The sequence below is a fragment of the Pseudomonas sp. HK3 genome (assembly GCF_052920985.1).
This window is the reverse complement of record NZ_JBREXD010000002.1, coordinates 240,600-260,160: the sequence shown is the minus strand read 5'-3', so window position 1 is coordinate 260,160 and position 19,561 is coordinate 240,600. Positions and strand designations below refer to the sequence as shown.

Genomic DNA, 19,561 nt, shown 5'->3' with positions numbered 1-19,561 from the left:
AAGCTTGCTTAGTGTTTCTTGTTGTTCAATAACACAAGTTTTGAAATGTGGCTCTCCCGGTTTTTTAAGAAATCTATCAGGTGGCTTGGGTAATCTTTAGAAACGGCGTTCTGAATTGAAGGGCGTTGCTTTAATGCATTAAGCCATGCCTGACACTTTGGTAAATTATCAAACGTTCTTAAGTTAATAAACGTGTCGAATGCTTCAAAGTATCGAAAAATCGTTCCGTATACCGCGTCTATTAAATGAAACGTCTCGCCAGTAAAAAAAGGACTATCTGTTAGTTCTTTTTCAATATGGGCGAACTTGCGTTGTATTTCAGTGTGAGTGACTTCAAAAGATGGGCTGTCTTTTGCATTGTATAAACTGGCAATGTTGTTCAGTATGCTGGTGCCAAATTCAATCCATGAACGATGATATGCTTTTTCAAAGCTATCAACCGGATGTAAGGAGCCAGGCGTGATTTCATCTAGGTACTCACAAATAACAGATGATTCAAACAGAGTGTGTTTATCATCTACTAATAATATGGGCACCTTTCCCATGGGGGATTTTTGTTTAAACCATTCTGGTTTTTCCGCAAGGTCTATATCTGTTCGGGTGTAAGGAATGCCTTTTTCTTCTAATGTGATAATTGACCGCTGCACATAGGGGCATAACACATGAGCAATAAGGTGAAAGCTTTGCTGATTCATACAATTATTCTCCTATGATTCTTGTGTTGATGTGTTGATGTGTTGATGTGTTGATGTGTTGATGTGTTGATGTGTTGATGTGTTGATGTGTTGATGTGTTGATGAAAGGTAAGTGCTTAGCGAGTATTTACCATCTCCTAAGCCAGCCTGTGCAAGTGCCATGAAAGAGAGCAGTAGTGGATATTCCCAACCACCACCAATATTGCTGAATAACCAGCCGTTGTTAACGTGTGCCCACGTAGCGCCCAGTAAAATAGGAAATACTAATAGCGAAAAAAAGCGTGTCTTTAATCCTAATAACAGCGCAATACCTGAAATAACCTCTATTAAAAAGACGATATATGCGAGTACTTCCGGCAAGCCAATAGAGCTAAAAAACTGTGCCGTGCCAGCTAAGGTAAACACTACCAGCTTTAAATAGAGGCTGTGGGCCAAAAGTACAGTAGCGAGTGAGACTCGCAAGATTAATTGGCTGGTGTTGATATTTAGTAAGTTATTCATTGTTTGCATCCGCGTTTAAAGGTGTACATATATTATTGATCTTGCGAAGTTGCAGGTAAATTGGCAGTCTATGCAATAATGGTTTGCAGTTTTGCAATGGGTGGGGTTGAATATGGATTGGAATTCATTAAAGGTATTTCTTGCGATTGCTCGTCGAGGTTCATTATCCGCGGCGGCGGATGAGCTTGTGGTGAACCATTCCACGATCTTTAGGCGCTTGAATGCTTTCGAGGATCAAATAGGTGGTCGGTTATTTGAACGCATAAATAGCCGCTACGAATTAACAGCCTTAGGGCATGAGTTGCTAAAGCTTGCGCAAAATATTGAAAATTCTTTTGATGGTATAAGTCGCCACATAGTGGGTAAAGATTTTAAGCCCAATGGCGTCGTTAAAATAACGGCACCTAATAATATCGCTTACCGCTATTTACCTAGTTATATTTCTGACTTTAATGAAGTGTACCCTGATATACGCATTGAGCTATTGGTCAGTAATCAAGAATTTAATATGTCAAATCGTCAAGCTGATATTGCTGTGCGAGCGACATTATCGCCACCAGAGCACTTGATTGGTAAGCCGGTGCGGGCGCTTAATTGGAGTGTGTTTGGAAGTGAAAAATATAAAAATAATTTTGGCTTGCCTGGTAGTGCAAGTGAATTAATTAATCATTCTTTAATTGGTGCGACAGGCTCAATAAGTCGTTTATCGGCTTTTATTTGGCAAGATAAACATTTTTCAGACCAGGTGATTACACGCAGTGATGATTTAACGGCCATGTCTTATTTAGTAGAATCTGGTCTGGGGTTGGCATTTTTGCCGGATGACCAATCTAGACCAGAACTCATCAAGTTATTTGAAATTAATGAAAGTAACCTCAGTCATTTATGGTTGTTAACGCACCCAGATTTACGCAATGTTGAAAGGATTAAATTAGTGATACAGCACTTATCGCAAGCGTTTGAAAATGAGCGTAACTTTTAAAAGCATGTAAAAGAGAGTGAAAATAGCGAGAGCAGTATTTGGGAATGCTCAAGACGTAATAACATTTATTATCTGATTCATATTAATATCGGCTGTCACTCATTATTATGTCCAACGTTTGACGTGCTTTTTTTGGATTTTTTAAATCCTTGGTTTCGACCATCTCACAGCCGTCGGCCACCATCTCTTCGAAGGTGCTGGGGTAATACCGACAATCGTCTGGACGATTGTAATAAATGGCGCAGGTATACACCTTGCTGTTGGGTACGTTCTCTAAGAATGGGCACAGTTCAATAAGTTGCTTCGTTTTTGGGTCGTGCCAAATTTCACCATTGTGCACATAGGCGGCTATTTCAGGGGCGTCGTCTTGCCAAGTGTTGATTTCAGCCTTTGAGGCGGATAAGCCGCCGTTACTGTATTTTATGCAGCATTTACCGCAGGAGTTGCAGTCTTTCATGGGTAATGCCTTGTTTTGACTCTTAGGTAATTAAGAGGCTTGAGGGATTAAATCGGCAGTTTACGTAAACAAATGCAAACTTGCTTGAATTTTAATGGTTAAAAGTGATCTGATGAACCTTATTGCCCCTATTACATATAGATTATTTACGGATTAATGTCGCCATGATTGAAGTTCAAGACCTGTGCAAGTCGCTTACATTGGGTGAGCAGACCTTAAACATTTTAGCGAATGTGAATTTATCTGTGGCAGCGGGTGAAACCATTGCGATAGTGGGTAAAAGCGGTTCTGGCAAATCCACGTTGTTAAGCTTGTTAGCCGGCCTAGACCAAGCCACAAGTGGCCGAGTATGTATTCAAGGGCAAGACTTATCGGTAATGAGTGAAGATGGCCGCGCGGCCGTGCGTAAACAGCATGTGGGTTTCGTATTTCAAAATTTTCAATTGCTCCCTCATTTAAGTGCGCGAGATAACGTGATGCTGCCGCTTGAGTTGACCGGGGACTCCAATGCTAAAGCCAAGGCCGAAAGCTGGTTAGATAAAGTCGGGCTGTCAGAGCGCTTAGATCATCAGCCCAATCAATTAAGTGGCGGCGAACAACAGCGAGTGGCCATTGCCCGTGCGTTTGCTTGTGAGCCGGATGTGTTATTTGCCGATGAGCCGACAGGTAATTTAGATGAGCATACTGGCGAGAAAATAGAAGACTTATTGTTTGATTTGAATGCCCAGCTTAATACCACATTAGTATTGGTAACTCATGACGAGACTCTCGCCAAACGTTGCCAGCGCCAAGTGCATTTAATTGATGGAAAATTGATCGAAACCGTCACCAGCGAAACCCCAACACTTTAATTATCAGCAGGAGAGAATATGAAACACCATCAGGTTTTTCTGCTGGCATGTAAGCATTGGTATAATGATTTACGCAGCAGTGAAAAACGTTTATTAATTGCCGCTACCTTATTAGCAGCATTAAGTATGTCGATGATCTCAAGCTTTAGTGATCGTCTATCTCGCACGATGGAATATCGTGCCAGTGAATTAATCGCCGGTGACTTAACGGTATTTAGTACCCGTGAGCTATCCAGTGATTATATTCAACATGCTCTGTCGTTAGGTTTGAGCTCATCTACGGCGCTTGGGTTTTCTACCATGGCGTTTGCTCACGATCAATTACAACTTATACGGGTGCGATCCGTTCAAGATAATTACCCGCTAAAAGGCTTTAACCAAATAGCGGATGGTTTTTATGCTGATGAAGCTACGCAATCGCAAAAAATTAAACAAGCACCTGCGCAAGGTAAGGTATGGGCAGAAGAGCGTATCTTGCAAAAACTAAATGCCAAACTGGGTGACATCGTAGAGATTGGTAATGCAGAGTTTGTGGTGGATAAAATTTTACAGCAAGACGCGGATCGCTCGGGTAGTTTATTTAGCCCATTTGGCCGTTTGTTAATGAACTACGCCGACGTGCCTAAAACGGGTGTGGTCAACGAAGGCAGTCGTATTTGGTACAAGCAATACTACACAGGCAGTGAAGATGCGCTCTCGCAGTTTGTTGCCTGGTTAAAACCACAATTAAGCAAAGCCGATAAATTAGCCGGCGTCGAAGACAGCCAAAACAATGTGGGTAATGCACTGCAAAAAGCACAACAGTATTTATCGCTTGCTAGTTTGATTAGTGTGTTACTTGCTGCCGTGGCCATTGCGTTGTGCGCCAAGCGTTATAGTGAACGTCACTATAATACAGCAGCTTTGCTGCGTTGCTTAGGCGCATCCAGTGCACAGGTGCGTAATATCTTTATTTATAAATTATTGTTCACCGCCATTTTAGGTGCGGTGATGGGTGCGTTACTTGGTTTTGTATTACACTTTGCATTACTTGAAACCGTGGCAGATATCTTACCCAAAGACTTAATGCCAGCACGCGTGTTACCCGTATTGATCAGCTTGGTGTGCGCAGCGCTTGTTTTAATGTTGGTGGCTATGGCACCTATTTTAAACTTGAATCAAGTGAGCCCTGTACGTGTATTGCGGCGTGAGTTAGCCCCACAGTCGGTGAAAGCCAATGTGTTTTTTGTATTGGCTGTGGTGATTATGTTGGCATTGGCATATTTGTTAACCAATAGCATTATATTGTCTGTGGTGTTTGTCATTGGTTTGGCTATTTTGTTATTAGTATACGGCGTGCTATCAAGCATATTGTTAAAGGCCTTAATGAAAGTACAAGGCTTTTTACCACCGTTTTTACGAGTGGGCTTAACCCAACTAAACCGTCACCAATACTATGCTCGCTCACAAGTTGCGGCGTTTGCGTTTATTTTTACCTCGGTGGCGTTAATTTGGCTGGTGCGCGGTGATTTATTTGAAGATTGGCAACAACAAGTGCCAGCAGATACACCGAATCATTTTGCTATTAATATTCTGCCTGATAAAAAAGCCGACTTTGCAGATGCCCTAAACGCTAAAGGTTTGGCCGCCAGTGACTTTTACCCAATGGTGCGTGGTCGCTTAACGCATATTAATAATGTGAATGTAGACGAGCTATACCCAGAAGACGACGCACCTAATGCATTGAAGCGGGAGTTAAATTTAACGTGGAGCGCAGAATTAACCCAAGATGAATCCCTGTCTGATGGTGAGTGGTTTGATGATACATCGCTTACAGAGAACGCTATATCCATGGAGTCTGAATTAGCGCGTCGTTTAAATTTAAAATTAGGCGATGCGATTACCTTTAACATTGCGGGCAGCGAGATTGTTACCAAGGTGAAAAACTTGCGTAATGTGAAGTGGGAGAATTTCCGCCCGAACTTCTATGTGGTATTTGCCGATGGTGTCATTAACGATTTTCATCATACCTATATAAACAGCTTTTATTTACCACCAACACAAAGCCGCTGGCTGATCGACATGAATCAGCAATTTAAGGCGGTGACCATTATTGAAATTGATCAGATCCTCAAGCAAGTACGTGAAATATTAACGCAAACCAGTGTGGCAGTTGAGGCTATTTTAGCGTTGGTATTGATATGTGCCATGGTGCTTATGTTTGCTACTTTATTAAGCACCTTAAGTTTACGCAAACATGAGGCGGCGTTGTATCGTACTTTTGGCGCGAGTAAAAAAATGATTCGAGCGCGCATTCGCAGTGAGTATGTGACACTTGCATTCGTGGCCAGTGTATTGGCCATTGCCTCGTTTGAGTCCATTAGTTTTGCGTTGTATGTGTTTATTTTTGATGTGAGCTGGTTACCTCATTGGTCATTGTGGGTAGGGATCCCAGTATTAGCATTAACCAGTATTTTAATTAGTGGTTTTTGGGCAAATCGTGATGTATTAAATGCATCGCCACGACAGCTATTACAAGACATCAGTTGATGAACAATATTTGGACGATGTCCGGTGTGTTAATGGTTTATGGCGCATCTTTAGATGCTAAGCCTCATTCACACAATGCCGTACAAATTGTTTGGCCAAGTGATGTGTCGTGTTTGCATGTTGGCAGTGAGGTTATAAAAAGTGCGGCGGTCATAAGTGCCAATGTGCCACATCAACTCGAGATGGCGCATGGTTGGGTTGTACTGGTTGAGCCACAATCAGAGCTTGGTGAAAATCTTATTGCCGTCTTGAACGGACAAACCGTTAGAGCATGGAATGAAATCCGGCCTTTTGATGGCGGGACCAAGCAGCTGTTTGATTCGCCCTTAACAGCGCTTGCGCCATTATTTCAAGGTATTCTATCTAGCATCCATGATGTTCATGATTTAAACCGTTATGTACAATTGACTGTTCGTGATGACTTAGATCGCCGCATTAAACATCTTTTAAATAATTTGAATACTTGTTTTGAACAGGCATGCTTAAAGCCGGAAAAATGGAAGGCTGAGGATGTTGCCGTTGGCTTAGGGCTCTCTGAAAGTCGGTTTTTGCATGTATTTAAAGAACAAATGGGCATTGCTTGGCGTCCTTTTTTGTTATGGCGGCGTATGCTTTGTGCTGTTAATCTTCTGATTGCAGGTTCACCTGCAACGCAAGCCGCCCACGTGGCTGGTTTCTCCGATAGTGCACATTTAAGCCGTAATTTTCGGGCTATGTTCGGGCTCAGTATTCGACAGGCTAGCCAAGTTTTAAAGGCTAAAGATTAATTACAAAATAGCCAGTTTATTCAATTCTTAAATTTCACCTAGCGGTATGCTTTCTTACTCAATATAGGAGAGAGCAGATGTCACCTCAAAAAGATCATCCATTAGAATCAAGTCAGTTTTCACATAATTTAATGGCCACTCGAATGTTGGATTTTAACCATCCAAGCATCCAATCTTTACTTGCTAAGAAAGATTGGAGTCAATTATCAGCAAGCAATGCAATTCTTAAAATATACAACTATGTAAGGGATGAAATACATTTTGGCTATAACTTTGATGACACCTTAAGCGCTAGCCAGGTACTCGTAGATGGTTATGGTCAATGCAACACTAAGGGCACCTTGTTAATGGCTTTATTACGAGCGGTGGGTATTCCAAACCGGATACATGGTTTTACCATTTTTAATGAGCTACAGCGGGGCGCTATCCCTAATTACTTATTTGTTCTTGCGCCTGAGCGTATTGTTCATAGTTGGGTGGAGGTTTATCTCGATGGTAAATGGTTAGAATTAGAAGGGTACATTATTGATCATGCGTATTTATCACAAGTTCAAGTGCGATTTGCTGATCAATGTGATGACTTTAGTGGTTATGGTATTGCCACTAAATGCTTGAAAAAACCTGATAACGAATGGACAGGCTCAAATACGTATATACAAAAAGAAGGCATTGCTGATGACTTTGGCGTGTTTAATCAGCCGGATGATTTTTATGCTTCGGTTGGTAGCAATTTAACAGGCATTAAAAAATACCTATTTCGCTATGTGATACGGCATTTGATGAATGCAAATGTCAGCCGAATACGTCAAAAAGGCTTATTTTAATCTGTTAACTTTCAATTGCTAAAAACAGGCAAGGTGTTTTAAGCTGCACGTGAACTTATACTTAAGAAATAGTGATGAACACTCAAACATATTTGCCTTGTATTGAAATAAAACCTAAAAGCGGGCCTGCTAATGCTGCGATTATTTGGCTGCATGGTTTAGGTGCCACTGGCGATGATTTTGCCCCGATGGCCAAGCACCTTAATTTTGATAAGCGTATTGCCATGCATTATGTGTTTCCTCATGCGCCACAGCGCAGTGTTGCCATTAATGGTGGGGCAAGCATGCCGGCTTGGTATGATTTACAAATAGAAGGGGTTGAGCGCAAAGCTAACTTAAATGATTTGGCTGAATCTCGTGAACAGGTTTTGGCAAAAATTGATGAGTTAATTGCAACAGGCATCCCTAGTGAACGCATCATTATTGCTGGCTTTTCACAAGGTGGTGCGGTGGCCTATGACGTTTTATTTAATGGCGCACATTCATTGGCAGGGGTGATGCCTATGAGCACCTATATTGCAGATGCCAACGTGATGAATAATGCGAAATTTAAACAGACCCCGATTTGGTTAAGTCATGGTACGTTAGACGATGTGGTGCCAATGAGTTTAGGCGAGCGCGCATTGAATCAGTTAAAGCAAGCGGGTTTTGAACCGACAATGAATGACTACCAAATGGCGCACAATGTATGCCCGTCACAAGTAAAAGATATACAAAAATTTATTGAAACAGTGCTGGCTTAACCAAGTATGCCGGCCATATCCGCAAGGGTGTAAATCATAAATAAACCCACAGCGATAAATAAAATATTTCTAAACTCGTCGATAAAATCAGTGTGACGAAGTGTACACAATATCGGTGCGAGGATAGCGGCGACGATTGCCGGTTGTATCATCGCTAACATGAGCGTATTTACATGACTGTTATGCAGTGCAATACCGTTTACTAAAGCGGTAAAGTTGAAGTTAATAATGCTAAGGGCCACATGAATAAAACAGGCTGCCACCACCATGGCTTTACTGATAATGGGAGGGCGTTTCGCTTGAGTCCGTGCGTTCATATGGTCTGCCAATGTCAGTTAATCAATCCTATTAATACATTTAAGCAGCTTACAATGTGCAATGCCGTAATGTGTTGTAAACGTTTTATTAATATTTGTAGCTCATGCCATTTAAATGAGTATTTTGAAAGTCACTTATTAAACTTAGGGCTTTTACTTTTTACACAATGCCACATCTAAGTCATACATCGATATTTTGCTGTCTCGAATATTATGTTAAATGACATGTTCGCCAGCCGTTATTGAGTCAGAAAACCGCTTGGTGCCGATTGGTACAATGCGATATTGTATTGAGTAATCGAGGTTAACATTGAGCTAAATACCAAATCTTGCTTCTTTGATAACGACATTTTGAATGCTGCGATTCATGGGCATACACAGATGGATTTCTAGGTCTGCAGAGGTAATTGATTTAAACCAAGCAATCGCTTGCTTGGTTTTGTTGGTTATTTAGTTAGCCAAATTTATATTTTGCAATTGATCTCGCCGTAATCGGCCCCACGCATCTCGATTTTACAGCGTTGATTCAATACCCATAATGACCCACCACAGTTGAGCTTAGCGCTCTCTAGCCCTCTCGATATGTAGCCGCCACAGCTTCGGGAGACACTTTTTAGGTCGCTGCCTTTGCATTCAATAGAAAGGGACTCTTGGCCTTCCCGCTGGGCGGTGCAGTTTTTTTCGATATCCATGTAACTGAATTGAAAGCCTTTGATATTAGAGCTTTCTAAGTCATCACTGTATGCGAGGTTCGTCATTAAAAGACTGAAAATCAGGGTGAGCGCTAATTTCATAGAGAGCCCTCAAGGCAAGGTTAAAATAGACAAAATAAGCCGAAGCTTTTTATCTACATTAGACCAATACTGGCGTATGGCCAGTATTCCCGATAGAATACGCCACCTGATTTTATCCGTATTGGCCATCAAGTGGTCAATGTTCTATGCCTTTAGGAGCACTTAATGTCCAAGATCAATAAGATTGTTTTGGCCTACTCCGGTGGTTTGGATACCTCTGTAATCGCTAAGTGGTTACAAGAAGAATACCAAGCTGAAATCGTAACGTTTACCGCTGACCTAGGTCAGGGCGAAGAGTTAGAGCCTGCGCGCAAAAAAGCCGAGGCCATGGGTATCAAAGAAATCTACATTGAAGACTTGCGCGAAGAGTTCGCTCGCGACTTTGTATTCCCTATGTTTCGTGCTAACGCCATCTATGAAGGCGAGTACTACTTAGGTACCTCTATTGCACGTCCATTAATCGCTAAGCGCTTGATTGAAATCGCTAACGAGACGGGTGCTGATGCCATCTCCCATGGTGCAACCGGTAAAGGTAACGACCAAGTGCGTTTTGAGCTAGGTGCTTATGCGCTTAAGCCTGGCGTACAAGTGATTGCCCCTTGGCGTGAGTGGGACTTGAACAGTCGTGAAAAACTAATGGCTTACTGTGCTGATCACGGTATTCAAGTTGAAAACAAAGCCGGTAAGAAGTCGCCATATTCAATGGATGCTAATTTACTGCACATCTCATACGAAGGTGACTTAATTGAAAACCCTTGGAATGAGCCAGAAGAAGACATGTGGTTGTGGACCAAGTCGCCAGAAGCGGCACCTGATACCCCGACCTATTTAGACGTGACTTACCAAGGCGGCGATATTGTTGCTATCGACGGTAAAGACATGAGCCCAGCTACCGTTATGGAATACCTAAACAAAGTAGCAGGCGAAAACGGCGTCGGTCGTACCGACATCGTTGAAAACCGTTACGTAGGCATGAAGGCACGTGGCTGTTACGAAACCCCAGCGGGCTTTGTGATGATGAAAACTCACCGTGCCATTGAGTCTTTGACGCTTGACCGTAATGCTGCGCACTTAAAAGATGAGCTAATGCCTCGTTATGCTGAGTTAGTGTATAACGGTTATTGGTGGAGCCCTGAGCGTAAAATGCTACAAGCGGCGATCGATGAGACCCAAACACACGTAAACGGTACCGTACGTATTAAATTGTACAAAGGTAACGTGATTGTTGTAGGTCGTAAGTCAGACGATTCATTATTTGATGAAAGCATAGCAACGTTTGAAGACGATGCTGGTGCTTATGATCAAAAAGATGCAGCAGGCTTCATTAAATTGAATGCATTGCGTTTACGCATCGCCGCTAAAAAAGGTCGTAACTTACTTTAATCCATTAACGTAAGCACGCACCAAGAAAGCCTCGCTTTGAAAAAAGCGAGGCTTTTTTTGTTTTAGATTAAACGAATTAACGTCACCTTTTATTGTACTAATTTCAATATGACTTAGGCGGATGTGAAAATAGACAGCCAGTAGTGGCAGTATATAAATTTATTTCGTTTTTATACGATTTTTAAAAATTGTGTAATTGCTAAATATTTTTTGATTCGTCATTATAGGTTTACGTATAATTAACAAGGAACGTTTTTTGTATGACAACGTCTAAAAATATCAGTGAGTATACTCAAAAAACAATTGAATCTTGGAATGAAGCGGCACCTATTCACGCTGCTATTAATCAGTCTTTATGTTTAGATGTAACCGATAAGACGTTTAATAATTTAAATACAGACTTTAACCGTCTTGTTGATGAAATTGGCGTGTCAGATAAATCGATTGTTCAGGTTTGCTGTAATAATGGAATAGATTTATTTTCGATTAAAAATAAAGGGGCTGGTCGTTGCTTGGGGATCGATGGATCTAAAGTGTTTGTTGATCAAGCCATTGAGTTGAGTAACGCGGCTGGGTATTCAGATATTGAATTCTGCTGTTCAGATATCTATACATTACCAGAAAAATATCAAGCGTCATTCGATGTTTTAATCATCACCGTCGGTGTTTTGAATTGGATGCCGGATATACCTCGGTTTATGGAGATTTGTGCTTCTTTGTTAGTACCTAATGGATATTTACTTTTAGAGGAAATTCATCCTATTTTGTGCATGTATGAAGAAGGCAGTCCATCATATATAGACAGCTCATATTTTCATCATGAGCCATTTATTGGTACCGAAGGTTTAGATTACTTTTCTCACAAAAAGTATGATGGTAAAGAGAATTTTTGGTTCCCTCACTCTTTAGCTGACATTTTCATGTCTGCTATAGCGAGCCATTTACAGCTAAAAAATTTCAAGGAACTGCCCTATAATATTGGGAATTTCTGTGCAGATTTAGAATTGATTGACCATAATCCGCCACTTGGAATAAATGTATGTTGGCAGAAAGCTGGCTAATTATTTTTGTATGAATGCTTTGTTTAAGTAATGCTATAGACACTTGCTGAACAGCGAGTGGCTTTGTGAATGGATTATTTTAATTCGTAGGTCTGGCATTGCCGACAGCAAAAAATATGCTGTTGGGCAGTGCCCAACCTACTCAAGTTTGATAAGAGCAGTGTTTAAATAACTAATGCTTAAACGTTTCTTTCTTCACCACAAACGCCCCGCGAATATCCCCTAGGTTAAATCCAGTGGCAGTATCATTTGGGTAAAGCTCAGCTAACTTTGTTTGTACGGCTGGTTTTATATTATGGCCGTGACAAGCAAGGCAGGGCTCACCCGTTGGAATGGCCTTTATAAAGTACCAACCATCTTCTCTTTGTTGGCTGAACTCTATCTGTGCTACAGGTTCACCTTTTTGTTTACGTTGCTCAAATTCTAATAAGACTTGTTTTAACCAATCACTTGGTTGGTTGTTAGGGTTGCGTACTTGTAATGACGTGCGGCTTATTTGCCAAGGGCTCTGGCTATGTTGTTTAGCGATGGCTGGTGCGCTTAGGTTACATACATTAATAGCGGCAACAGGGCCGTTACTTTTCATAGTACTTATGAGCGTGTGCTTTAAGTCTTTGGCGAACCCTTGAATCGTGCTTCGAGCATCTTGCGTGTCATCTGCGAGCACGGTTGATGAGAGCAAAATGATGGCGAGCATGAGAATAGTACGCATAATTACCTCAATATCTTTATATTAGATTTATCTAATGTACATTTGTGTCATGAGATATTCAAGTGCTTTATTTTATTAATGCGATGTGAATGTGTGCTGATAAGCTCTATGTAGAGCTCACTCATTAAAACGGAGTCGGTGAAAAAGCGACTTAAACGTAGGCATGAAAAAAGCCAGTTGATCACTCAACTGGCTTTTAGGTGTCAAACGCTGAGTGTCAGCGCTTTGATGAACCTATTTTTTACCGTCAAAGTGCAAAAATAATGCTTTGCTGGTGTCCGCTAATACGTGTTCTTCAAGGTAGCGGGCAACGGTTTCTTTATCGAGTTTAGCGATATAGTCTGCCAATGTTTGTTGCGTATCGAACTCGTAATTATCACGATCAATTTCCCCCCAGAATTTATTACTTTTTTCTTGCAGGTTCAGCGGCTTTTTCGTGAGGTTAGTAATAAGACCTTGTTGATGGGCGGCAAAGTCTTCATCAGTCATGTTACGAATATCATCGACGTAGTTCTGTAAAAACTGCTGGCTTTCGGTAAATAGGGTGGTTGAGTTGGCCGAAGGGGATTGCACAATAAAGGCAAGGCCCCCTTGGTCGATCATTGGGTAAGGCGTAGCAAATACAATGTAGCCATACTTGCGCTCGGTTCGCATGTAGGTGTAATAAGGTGCACGTACAATTTGCCCAAGTAAGCCCATGGTGGCACGTTCTTCTAATGTGTCGGTTTCGGCTTGCACATACCATGTCATCGCGTTGTCGTTATGCTCAACATTAATCACTTCTTTGCTTAAGCGAGAGGGTAGCTGAATGACATTCTTACGCTCTACAGGTTCAGCTTGGGTGTTCACCATTAGTGTTTGTTTGATGGTTTTTGCTGCGCTGATGAGTTGAGCTTGATCAATGTTGCCGTGACCTAGCATCACGACTTCCATCTTGTCGAAGAACTTGGCGCTGAATGCGCTGACATCTTCTAAGCTTGCTTGTTTTACCGCACTTAGCAGTGCTTGCTCATCAAAGTTTGGTTGAATCAAACGTTGATTAAGTTGCGCAATCGAGCGCTCAAATGGTTTTTGTTTCAGTGAGTTTTCATAAGCGCGTATTAATTCTTGTTGTGCTTGCAACCATTGTGAATCATTGGCTTTAAATTGGTTTAGCTCACTTACGATTTTTTCAAGTAAGGTATCTTGTTTGTCGCGATAGCCATAAAGACGAATGCCTAAGCCACGCATGTGACCATACAAACTGTATTCTTGGCCAGCTAATAGCGCAGGGTAACTAAAGCTATTTAGGTGGTCGTTTAGCATTTTAACCCAAGCATCTAGCATGACTTGGTTATGGGCACTTTGTTGGATCAAGGGGGATCTTAGATTCACCAAAATGCTGCTCTGCGGGCCATTAAAGTGGGTGTCTTGCATGTGCCAAAGTTGCAGCGTATTTTCTTGATTAACTTGCTTAGGGTGCGCTTGATTACTGTTAGGTAAGATGCTGATGTCTTGCGGAATAAACGGATTAGCAGCTGGTAAATGTAAACCGTCGGCCAGTTCGGTTTGATTCCATGTTTGCTGTTTTTCTTTTGAAAGGGCTTCAATGGCGTAAGGGGCGGCAAACCATGTTTCAACTTGGTTGGTTTCTACGTTAGGGGCAACCAATGTACGTATGGTGTTTTCAGGTGTTAATTTAGCTAATAAATCTTGAATACGCTGCGCGTCAAATTCATCCCACACATAAGGGCCTTGTAAAATATCTTTGGCAGCATATTCATGCATGTTCATACTCAATCCCTGCACAAGATTGGCAGGCTGTTGTCCTGGTGCAAAGGTAAATTGAAGGTGGCTGAGTTGCTTTTCTTCTTCAAAGACCCATTCTTTAACGCCTTGCTTTTGTATTAAGTCAATATAAGCAAATAGCTGAGCGCTAATGGTATCAATATGGTTCAACCCTTCTTGGGTTAGGCTAATGTTGATTTGCAGTGTGCTGTTGTTGCTCATGTTACTGCCAAGGCCGGCACTTAAACCTTCAGCCCAGCCTTGTAGCTTTAACCATGCCAGCAAGCTACCTTCGCCTTCGTGACCCAGTAGATGGCCAATGTATTGAGTGGGTTTTTTCTTATAATCTTTAACAGCATCGTTAAGTGGGAAAATAAAACTTAAGTTAAGTAATTGTTTAACGGGCTCGATGCGCACATCTTTTGGTAAGTCGAGATAAAGATCAGCCGGGTAAGTGTCAACGGTGGCCTGTTTATTTTGAATAGGGTCGAAGAGCTCTTTTGACCAAGACTCAAGTTCACTTAATGTTTGTGGCCCGGAGATGACAAGGGTCATTAGATTTGCGCTGTAATAACGCTCATAAAATGCGAGTAAGTCGTCACGTACATTACTGGAGTCGTTATCGCTTAATGTATCAAGGCTACCCGTTGCAAAGTGACTCGCAGGGTGCTCTGGGTTGATAAGGACTTTGTTGACGTATTGCATGCGGCGATAGTCGTCTTTGTACTTTGATTGGTACTCGCTGTGTACCGCATTTTTTTCACGCTGAACGTATTCTTCGGTGAATAATGGCTCATAAAAAAAGCGGCTGAAGCGATCCAGTGTGCCTTCGAGTTGCTTGGCATCGACTTGAAAAAAGTAGTTGGTATGTTCTGGCGCTGTAAAGGCGTTGTGCATACCACCATGTTGATTGATGAAACTTTGGTATTCGCCTGCCGTTGGGTAGGTTTTAGTGCCTAAGAACAGCATATGCTCTAAAAAGTGCGCAAGCCCTGGGCGTGCTTTAGGGTCTTGTAAACTGCCTACATTCACATCAAGGCTGGCTGCCCCGTGGTCTGCATTTTTGTCGCTAATCAAGAGGACTTTGAGTTGGTTATCGAGTTCTAGGTAGCGGTATTGCTTATTGTCTTGGCTGCTGGTGACAGGTTGATCGTCAAATGCGCCGCGTAAAAAGCTGAATACAATCGCCAAAAAGATGGCAAAGAAAAACGTGCGATTGCGTGTAGGCATGAAAACTCCTTATTATTTAGCCAGTTTGCTCAAGGTTTGTTGAGCGAGTGCCACGGCTTGTTTTATATCTAAATCTTGGCCTTGGGCGATAAACTCAAGGGCAGTTTTACTGTCGTCTAATTTTTCGAATAATGACATGTATTCTTTGTTAAACGCAGCTTCAATGGCTTGGTAGACCATTTCAGTGGTCATAGCATTGACCTTGCCCATCTCCGCTTGTTCCTTTAATGCTTTGATTGTGGCGCTGGCGATACGATTAAATGCTTTTTCTTTTTTCACGGCGGACTCTGGCTTATATGTGTTTACGGAAAGAGGATGGGGATTCTACCTGAAATTAGACAAGGTAACGACTGATTGCAGGCAATGATTTAAGCGGTTTTAGACTGGTTTCGCCCGGCATCTTTGGCAGCGTAGAGGGCTTTATCGGCACGCTTGAGGATCTCTTCAACATCAACGTCCTGATTGTTTTCAGCAATACCAAGGCTAATGGATATGCTGATCATTTTGTCATTATGGCTGTCTATTTGTAGGGTTAATACGTCTTTACGAATACGCTCAGCTACTTCTAAGGCCCCTTCTATGGGCGTGTCGGGTAAACATAAGACGAATTCTTCGCCGCCATAACGCCCGCAAAAGTCCACTTTGCGCAATTGATATTTGAGTAACTCCGCCAGTTGAATAATGGCGGCATCGCCGACTAGGTGACCGTAGTTGTCATTGACCTGCTTGAAATGATCGATGTCGAGCATGATAAATGAGAGTGGCCGGTTGGAGCGACGCGTTTGTTCAAGTTCTCGATCGGCAAGCTCAAAGAAGTGACGACGATTCATTAAGCCAGTCAATGGGTCGGTAGTGGCCCATTTTTCTAATAAATCTTGGCGTTCTTTTTCTCTGAGTGCGGTTCGCACTCGGGCCAGTAACACCACCAAGCTGTAAGGTTTTATTATGTAGTCAAAAGCGCCCATGTCTAAGCCTTCGGCCACATTATCGTCATCGGCATTGGCTGTAATGAGAATAATAGGGATATTATCGGTTAGGGGGTTTTGTTTGATGGCCGCCAACACTTCAAGCCCGCTCATGACAGGCATCATGACGTCGAGCAGAATCAAGTCCACGCCCTCAGGATTTTGATTGAGCACCTCAAGCGCTTGGCGTCCGCTTTGACTTTCGATTACATGATAATCCTCGTCGCTTAAATGCACATTTAAAATCTGCAAGTTAGCTGGGATATCATCGACGATTAATATATTGGCCATACAGTTAACAGTAAGTAGTGTACTTAAACTATAGCTCATGCCAGTGAATATATAGCGCATAGCTCGATTTACCTAGTGAGACCTTAAATGTGGCACTCTAGGGCTAATTGTCTTCTTTTTAAGCGCTCATAAGCATAGATGCCTTCACATATATAACGTCTTAGCAGGATAGTTTTTTGTGAAAATCATGCGGGTTCATATAGGTACCCTATACTTTGGTAATGCAGTAAACATAGGGGTTTTTTGTGACTGTTCGGCTTATGTGGTTTCTCTGGATATTATGGAGCCCTTTGGTTTTGGCATTAGAAGTACAAAGTATTCAGCTTGAATCGATTGACGCCTCAATGACACAGTCCGTTTGGCTATGGGCTGCCCTGTGCCTTGTGGCTTTAGTTGGAATGTTAGGGGGGGTATATGGTCGTCGAACTTATCTTCGATTAATGAATGATCAAGCCAAAATGCAGGCTATTTGGTCGAATTTGCCGGACGTACTCACTGAGGTTGATAGCGCTGGCGTTATTTTGGCGGTTAACCATTCAATTGATCAAAACGTACAAGTAGAGGCTTTAGTTGGCACCAGCAGTTATGCCTACTTAAGTGAAGAGGGAAAAGCCCTTTTTAGAGAGAACTTGAATCAAGCGTTATTAAGTGGGCGTATGAGCCAATATGAATTGGCAGTGCAGCTTAATGGCCAGCCCCGATATATCCATAATCGAATTATGCCATTAGTGGACGGTCCGCAGAAAAATGCGCTTGTTATTAGTACAGATATTACTCGTTATAAAGACGCACAACGAGTATTGCAGCAAGACAAGTTACAGTCTGAGCGTGAACTGCACAGTAAAGCGCAGCTTTTAATGAACATTAGTCAAGAAATGCAGGCCCCAATGGGCGTATTGAAAGACACACTCACTCAAATGAGAGGCCAACAAAGCGATATCGAAATCAATCAAGTGCATATCATGCAGGCAAGTATCGAACATCTATCCGAAATTATTGAGGATATGTCCGTGCTCTCACAAAAACCGGTTGGTGTCAGTCAACCTGAATCGGTGAGTACAAGTTTGTGGCATGTTATGGATGACCTTGAGGCCTTATATTTGCCCCAGGCCTCTCAGCTAGAAATTCAGTTACAGTTCAAATATGATTTGTTACCGCATTATATTCAAACCGATGCATTTCGTTTACGCCAGGTGCTCTATAACTTAATGAGTTGTCATTTAGCGATTTGTGAGCATGGGCATTTAGAGTTTAGTATCCATCAAACGGAACTGGCTAATGAGCCAGTTGTTCAGTTTACGATTATTAACGATTTAGATATTGAATCACAAGAGAATTGGGTAGCGTTATTTAATGACAGTTTAGATGATGCAGAAATAGCATGCCTAGAAAGCTCAAGTGTGGCGTCGTTTAATATTTGTAAAAATTTAGTGATGCATTTACAAGGTTTTATTGGTGCTAAGTTACTTGGGAATGGCAAGGTTGAGCAGTGGTTTATTTTGCCATTGAAATGGCTTAAGCATAACGATTTATTTTCAGCCTTTAAACAAAAGCCTATTGTACTGGCCATCAATAATGAAGCATATAGGGCTTGGTTTAGTGTGTTTTTTCAATCTATGCAGTTGCCATTTGTCGAAGTGAGTGAAGGTGACATACCCAATGAAATGAGTTTATTAGTCAGTGATTATTCACAGTCTCAAGACAGTCAGTGGTTATGGTGGTTGGGGATCGATTATGAATTAACTGCGGCACATGGCACGTTGTTGCATTTTCCATTTCGCCGAGAAACATTGTATTACCGCTTAACCGATTATCAAGCGAGTCAATCAGATTCGGTCAGTGAAAATCAACCTGGTCGAATTTTGTTGGTAGAAGATAACCTGAATAATCAACTTGTGATTAAACGCACACTTGAAAAGCTGGGTTACGAGGTGGTGGTTGCCAATAATGGTGAAGAGGGCGTTGCACAGTTTAAAGAAACCGATGTTGACTGTGTGATCATGGATATTCAAATGCCGATTATGGATGGCATCGAAGCGACTCGGCAAATTCGGCAACTCGATAAACCCTATGTACCAGTGATCGCCTTAACAGCGAACAGCCAAAAAGAAATAGAAGAAGCGTGCTTTGCCGTCGGGATGGATAGCTTCTTAACGAAGCCCATATCACGGCAAGTGATTCAGGCAACGTTAGAAGAGTTTTTAGGTAAACAAGTACCCGCGCAAGATTCACGCTGGGTCAATTAGTCATTTATTATTTATAGCAACGGGCCAAAAGGTAAGAATTTATTATCACTGTGTGCCTTTACCCACTTTACTAGTTCTCGATCTACGCCTTGCTCTTTTCGTAGTATTTTAAATAAAGGAATAACCGAGGACTTTTCGCCCAAGCTCCACTCACCTTGTTGTTCGGCCAATGTAAACAAACCGATGAGTTGTTTGATTTGCTCTGGGCTTAGTTTAGACGTGATTTGTTGCCAAATTTTAGCGTCAACTTGCGCTAATGGCTGAATCCAATCTAAATCTGAGGTAAGGTCATGGTCTTGTGGTTGACCAAGGCTCAGGCTTAACAAACGAGCTAATTGCTCATCGCTGATTTGATTGGGGGTGGAAACGGGTTGCCATGAATCTACGGACACAGACTTCTCCTGAAATCAAGTAAAGGCAAAGTGCTATTGTCCCATAAGCTGAGC

General features: G+C 42.0%; 19 protein-coding genes. 9 read left to right on the top strand and 10 right to left on the bottom strand.

Features of this window, described 5'->3' with window-relative positions:
• Positions 1 to 8 precede the first annotated feature (8 nt).
• Together ACU6U9_RS12155 and ACU6U9_RS12150 are read right to left on the bottom strand one after the other, a co-directional pair.
• Entirely contained in the window at positions 9 to 695 is a 687-nt protein-coding gene (locus ACU6U9_RS12155; RefSeq protein WP_446735312.1) for a glutathione S-transferase family protein, read from the bottom strand.
• A 12-nt stretch (positions 696 to 707) separates the two neighbouring features.
• Positions 708 to 1,196 (bottom strand): DoxX family protein, encoded by a 489-nt coding sequence (locus tag ACU6U9_RS12150; RefSeq protein ID WP_446735311.1) that lies wholly within the window; start codon positions 1,194 to 1,196, stop codon positions 708 to 710.
• Positions 1,197 to 1,308: 112 nt separating this feature from the next.
• On the opposite strand from ACU6U9_RS12150, the gene ACU6U9_RS12145 reads away from it, so the two are divergent.
• Positions 1,309 to 2,178: a LysR family transcriptional regulator gene (locus tag ACU6U9_RS12145; protein WP_446735310.1), complete on the top strand. Its 870-nt coding sequence runs from the start codon at positions 1,309 to 1,311 to the stop codon at positions 2,176 to 2,178.
• Between the two features lie 82 nt (positions 2,179 to 2,260).
• Here the strand turns inward: ACU6U9_RS12145 and ACU6U9_RS12140 are convergent, their stop codons facing one another.
• The gene (locus ACU6U9_RS12140; protein ID WP_446735309.1) at positions 2,261 to 2,635 is read right to left on the bottom strand and encodes a YkgJ family cysteine cluster protein; all 375 of its coding nucleotides are present in this window, start codon (positions 2,633 to 2,635) and stop codon (positions 2,261 to 2,263) included.
• Positions 2,636 to 2,787: 152 nt separating this feature from the next.
• On the opposite strand from ACU6U9_RS12140, the gene ACU6U9_RS12135 reads away from it, so the two are divergent.
• From ACU6U9_RS12135 to ACU6U9_RS12115, 5 genes are all read left to right on the top strand, one after another.
• A complete protein-coding gene (locus ACU6U9_RS12135) occupies positions 2,788 to 3,486 on the top strand; it encodes an ABC transporter ATP-binding protein (RefSeq protein WP_446735865.1) in 699 nt (232 codons plus the stop codon).
• An 18-nt stretch (positions 3,487 to 3,504) separates the two neighbouring features.
• A complete protein-coding gene (locus ACU6U9_RS12130) occupies positions 3,505 to 6,015 on the top strand; it encodes an ABC transporter permease (protein WP_446735308.1) in 2,511 nt (836 codons plus the stop codon).
• Positions 6,015 to 6,782 carry a helix-turn-helix domain-containing protein gene (locus ACU6U9_RS12125; RefSeq protein ID WP_446735307.1) on the top strand — a complete coding sequence of 256 codons (768 nt, stop codon included), beginning with the start codon at positions 6,015 to 6,017 and terminating at the stop codon, positions 6,780 to 6,782. The genes ACU6U9_RS12130 and ACU6U9_RS12125 overlap by 1 nt, the downstream gene beginning before the upstream one ends.
• Before the next feature lie 77 nt (positions 6,783 to 6,859).
• Positions 6,860 to 7,606, top strand: a complete 747-nt coding sequence (locus ACU6U9_RS12120; protein ID WP_446735306.1) for a transglutaminase-like domain-containing protein — start codon at positions 6,860 to 6,862, stop codon at positions 7,604 to 7,606.
• Between the two features lie 74 nt (positions 7,607 to 7,680).
• Positions 7,681 to 8,349, top strand: a complete 669-nt coding sequence (locus ACU6U9_RS12115) for an alpha/beta hydrolase (RefSeq protein ID WP_446735305.1) — start codon at positions 7,681 to 7,683, stop codon at positions 8,347 to 8,349.
• Here ACU6U9_RS12115 and ACU6U9_RS12110 read toward each other — a convergent pair.
• Positions 8,346 to 8,666: a hypothetical protein gene (locus ACU6U9_RS12110; protein WP_446735304.1), complete on the bottom strand. Its 321-nt coding sequence runs from the start codon at positions 8,664 to 8,666 to the stop codon at positions 8,346 to 8,348. The genes ACU6U9_RS12115 and ACU6U9_RS12110 overlap by 4 nt on opposite strands.
• Before the next feature lie 464 nt (positions 8,667 to 9,130).
• Positions 9,131 to 9,424, bottom strand: a complete 294-nt coding sequence (locus ACU6U9_RS12105) for a hypothetical protein (protein WP_446735303.1) — start codon at positions 9,422 to 9,424, stop codon at positions 9,131 to 9,133.
• 201 nt (positions 9,425 to 9,625) lie between these two features.
• On the opposite strand from ACU6U9_RS12105, the gene ACU6U9_RS12100 reads away from it, so the two are divergent.
• Complete coding sequence (locus ACU6U9_RS12100; protein ID WP_446735302.1) at positions 9,626 to 10,843, top strand: argininosuccinate synthase; 1,218 nt, start codon at positions 9,626 to 9,628, stop codon at positions 10,841 to 10,843.
• Positions 10,844 to 11,103: 260 nt separating this feature from the next.
• On the top strand, positions 11,104 to 11,904 hold the full coding sequence (locus ACU6U9_RS12095) for a class I SAM-dependent methyltransferase (protein WP_446735301.1): 801 nt from the start codon (positions 11,104 to 11,106) through the stop codon (positions 11,902 to 11,904).
• Between the two features lie 172 nt (positions 11,905 to 12,076).
• Here the strand turns inward: ACU6U9_RS12095 and ACU6U9_RS12090 are convergent, their stop codons facing one another.
• From ACU6U9_RS12090 to ACU6U9_RS12075, 4 genes are all read right to left on the bottom strand, one after another.
• On the bottom strand, positions 12,077 to 12,616 hold the full coding sequence (locus ACU6U9_RS12090) for a Tll0287-like domain-containing protein (RefSeq protein ID WP_446735300.1): 540 nt from the start codon (positions 12,614 to 12,616) through the stop codon (positions 12,077 to 12,079).
• 234 nt (positions 12,617 to 12,850) lie between these two features.
• Positions 12,851 to 15,613 carry an insulinase family protein gene (locus ACU6U9_RS12085; RefSeq protein ID WP_446735299.1) on the bottom strand — a complete coding sequence of 921 codons (2,763 nt, stop codon included), beginning with the start codon at positions 15,611 to 15,613 and terminating at the stop codon, positions 12,851 to 12,853.
• A gap of 12 nt (positions 15,614 to 15,625) precedes the next feature.
• Positions 15,626 to 15,892: a hypothetical protein gene (locus ACU6U9_RS12080; RefSeq protein ID WP_446735298.1), complete on the bottom strand. Its 267-nt coding sequence runs from the start codon at positions 15,890 to 15,892 to the stop codon at positions 15,626 to 15,628.
• Positions 15,893 to 15,981: 89 nt separating this feature from the next.
• The gene (locus ACU6U9_RS12075) at positions 15,982 to 16,869 is read right to left on the bottom strand and encodes a diguanylate cyclase (protein WP_446735297.1); all 888 of its coding nucleotides are present in this window, start codon (positions 16,867 to 16,869) and stop codon (positions 15,982 to 15,984) included.
• Positions 16,870 to 17,165: 296 nt separating this feature from the next.
• Between ACU6U9_RS12075 and ACU6U9_RS12070 the strand changes: the two genes are divergently transcribed.
• Positions 17,166 to 19,115, top strand: coding sequence for a response regulator (locus ACU6U9_RS12070; RefSeq protein ID WP_446735296.1), 1,950 nt, complete (start codon positions 17,166 to 17,168; stop codon positions 19,113 to 19,115).
• An 11-nt stretch (positions 19,116 to 19,126) separates the two neighbouring features.
• On the opposite strand, the gene ACU6U9_RS12065 is transcribed toward ACU6U9_RS12070, so the two are convergent.
• Positions 19,127 to 19,507, bottom strand: a complete 381-nt coding sequence (locus ACU6U9_RS12065) for a hypothetical protein (RefSeq protein ID WP_446735295.1) — start codon at positions 19,505 to 19,507, stop codon at positions 19,127 to 19,129.
• Positions 19,508 to 19,561 lie beyond the last annotated feature (54 nt).

Bases quoted from the DNA above. Each gene is read 5' to 3' on its own strand.
- ACU6U9_RS12155 (WP_446735312.1), bottom strand. From the start codon at position 695: ATGAATCAGCAAAGCTTTCACCTTATTGCTCATGTGTTATGCCCCTAT.
- ACU6U9_RS12150 (WP_446735311.1), bottom strand. From the start codon at position 1,196: ATGAATAACTTACTAAATATCAACACCAGCCAATTAATCTTGCGAGTC.
- ACU6U9_RS12145 (WP_446735310.1), top strand. From the start codon at position 1,309: ATGGATTGGAATTCATTAAAGGTATTTCTTGCGATTGCTCGTCGAGGT.
- ACU6U9_RS12140 (WP_446735309.1), bottom strand. From the start codon at position 2,635: ATGAAAGACTGCAACTCCTGCGGTAAATGCTGCATAAAATACAGTAAC.
- ACU6U9_RS12130 (WP_446735308.1), top strand. From the start codon at position 3,505: ATGAAACACCATCAGGTTTTTCTGCTGGCATGTAAGCATTGGTATAAT.
- ACU6U9_RS12125 (WP_446735307.1), top strand. From the start codon at position 6,015: ATGAACAATATTTGGACGATGTCCGGTGTGTTAATGGTTTATGGCGCA.
- ACU6U9_RS12120 (WP_446735306.1), top strand. From the start codon at position 6,860: ATGTCACCTCAAAAAGATCATCCATTAGAATCAAGTCAGTTTTCACAT.
- ACU6U9_RS12115 (WP_446735305.1), top strand. From the start codon at position 7,681: ATGAACACTCAAACATATTTGCCTTGTATTGAAATAAAACCTAAAAGC.
- ACU6U9_RS12110 (WP_446735304.1), bottom strand. From the start codon at position 8,666: ATGAACGCACGGACTCAAGCGAAACGCCCTCCCATTATCAGTAAAGCC.
- ACU6U9_RS12105 (WP_446735303.1), bottom strand. From the start codon at position 9,424: ATGACGAACCTCGCATACAGTGATGACTTAGAAAGCTCTAATATCAAA.
- ACU6U9_RS12100 (WP_446735302.1), top strand. From the start codon at position 9,626: ATGTCCAAGATCAATAAGATTGTTTTGGCCTACTCCGGTGGTTTGGAT.
- ACU6U9_RS12095 (WP_446735301.1), top strand. From the start codon at position 11,104: ATGACAACGTCTAAAAATATCAGTGAGTATACTCAAAAAACAATTGAA.
- ACU6U9_RS12090 (WP_446735300.1), bottom strand. From the start codon at position 12,616: ATGCGTACTATTCTCATGCTCGCCATCATTTTGCTCTCATCAACCGTG.
- ACU6U9_RS12085 (WP_446735299.1), bottom strand. From the start codon at position 15,613: ATGCCTACACGCAATCGCACGTTTTTCTTTGCCATCTTTTTGGCGATT.
- ACU6U9_RS12075 (WP_446735297.1), bottom strand. From the start codon at position 16,869: ATGGCCAATATATTAATCGTCGATGATATCCCAGCTAACTTGCAGATT.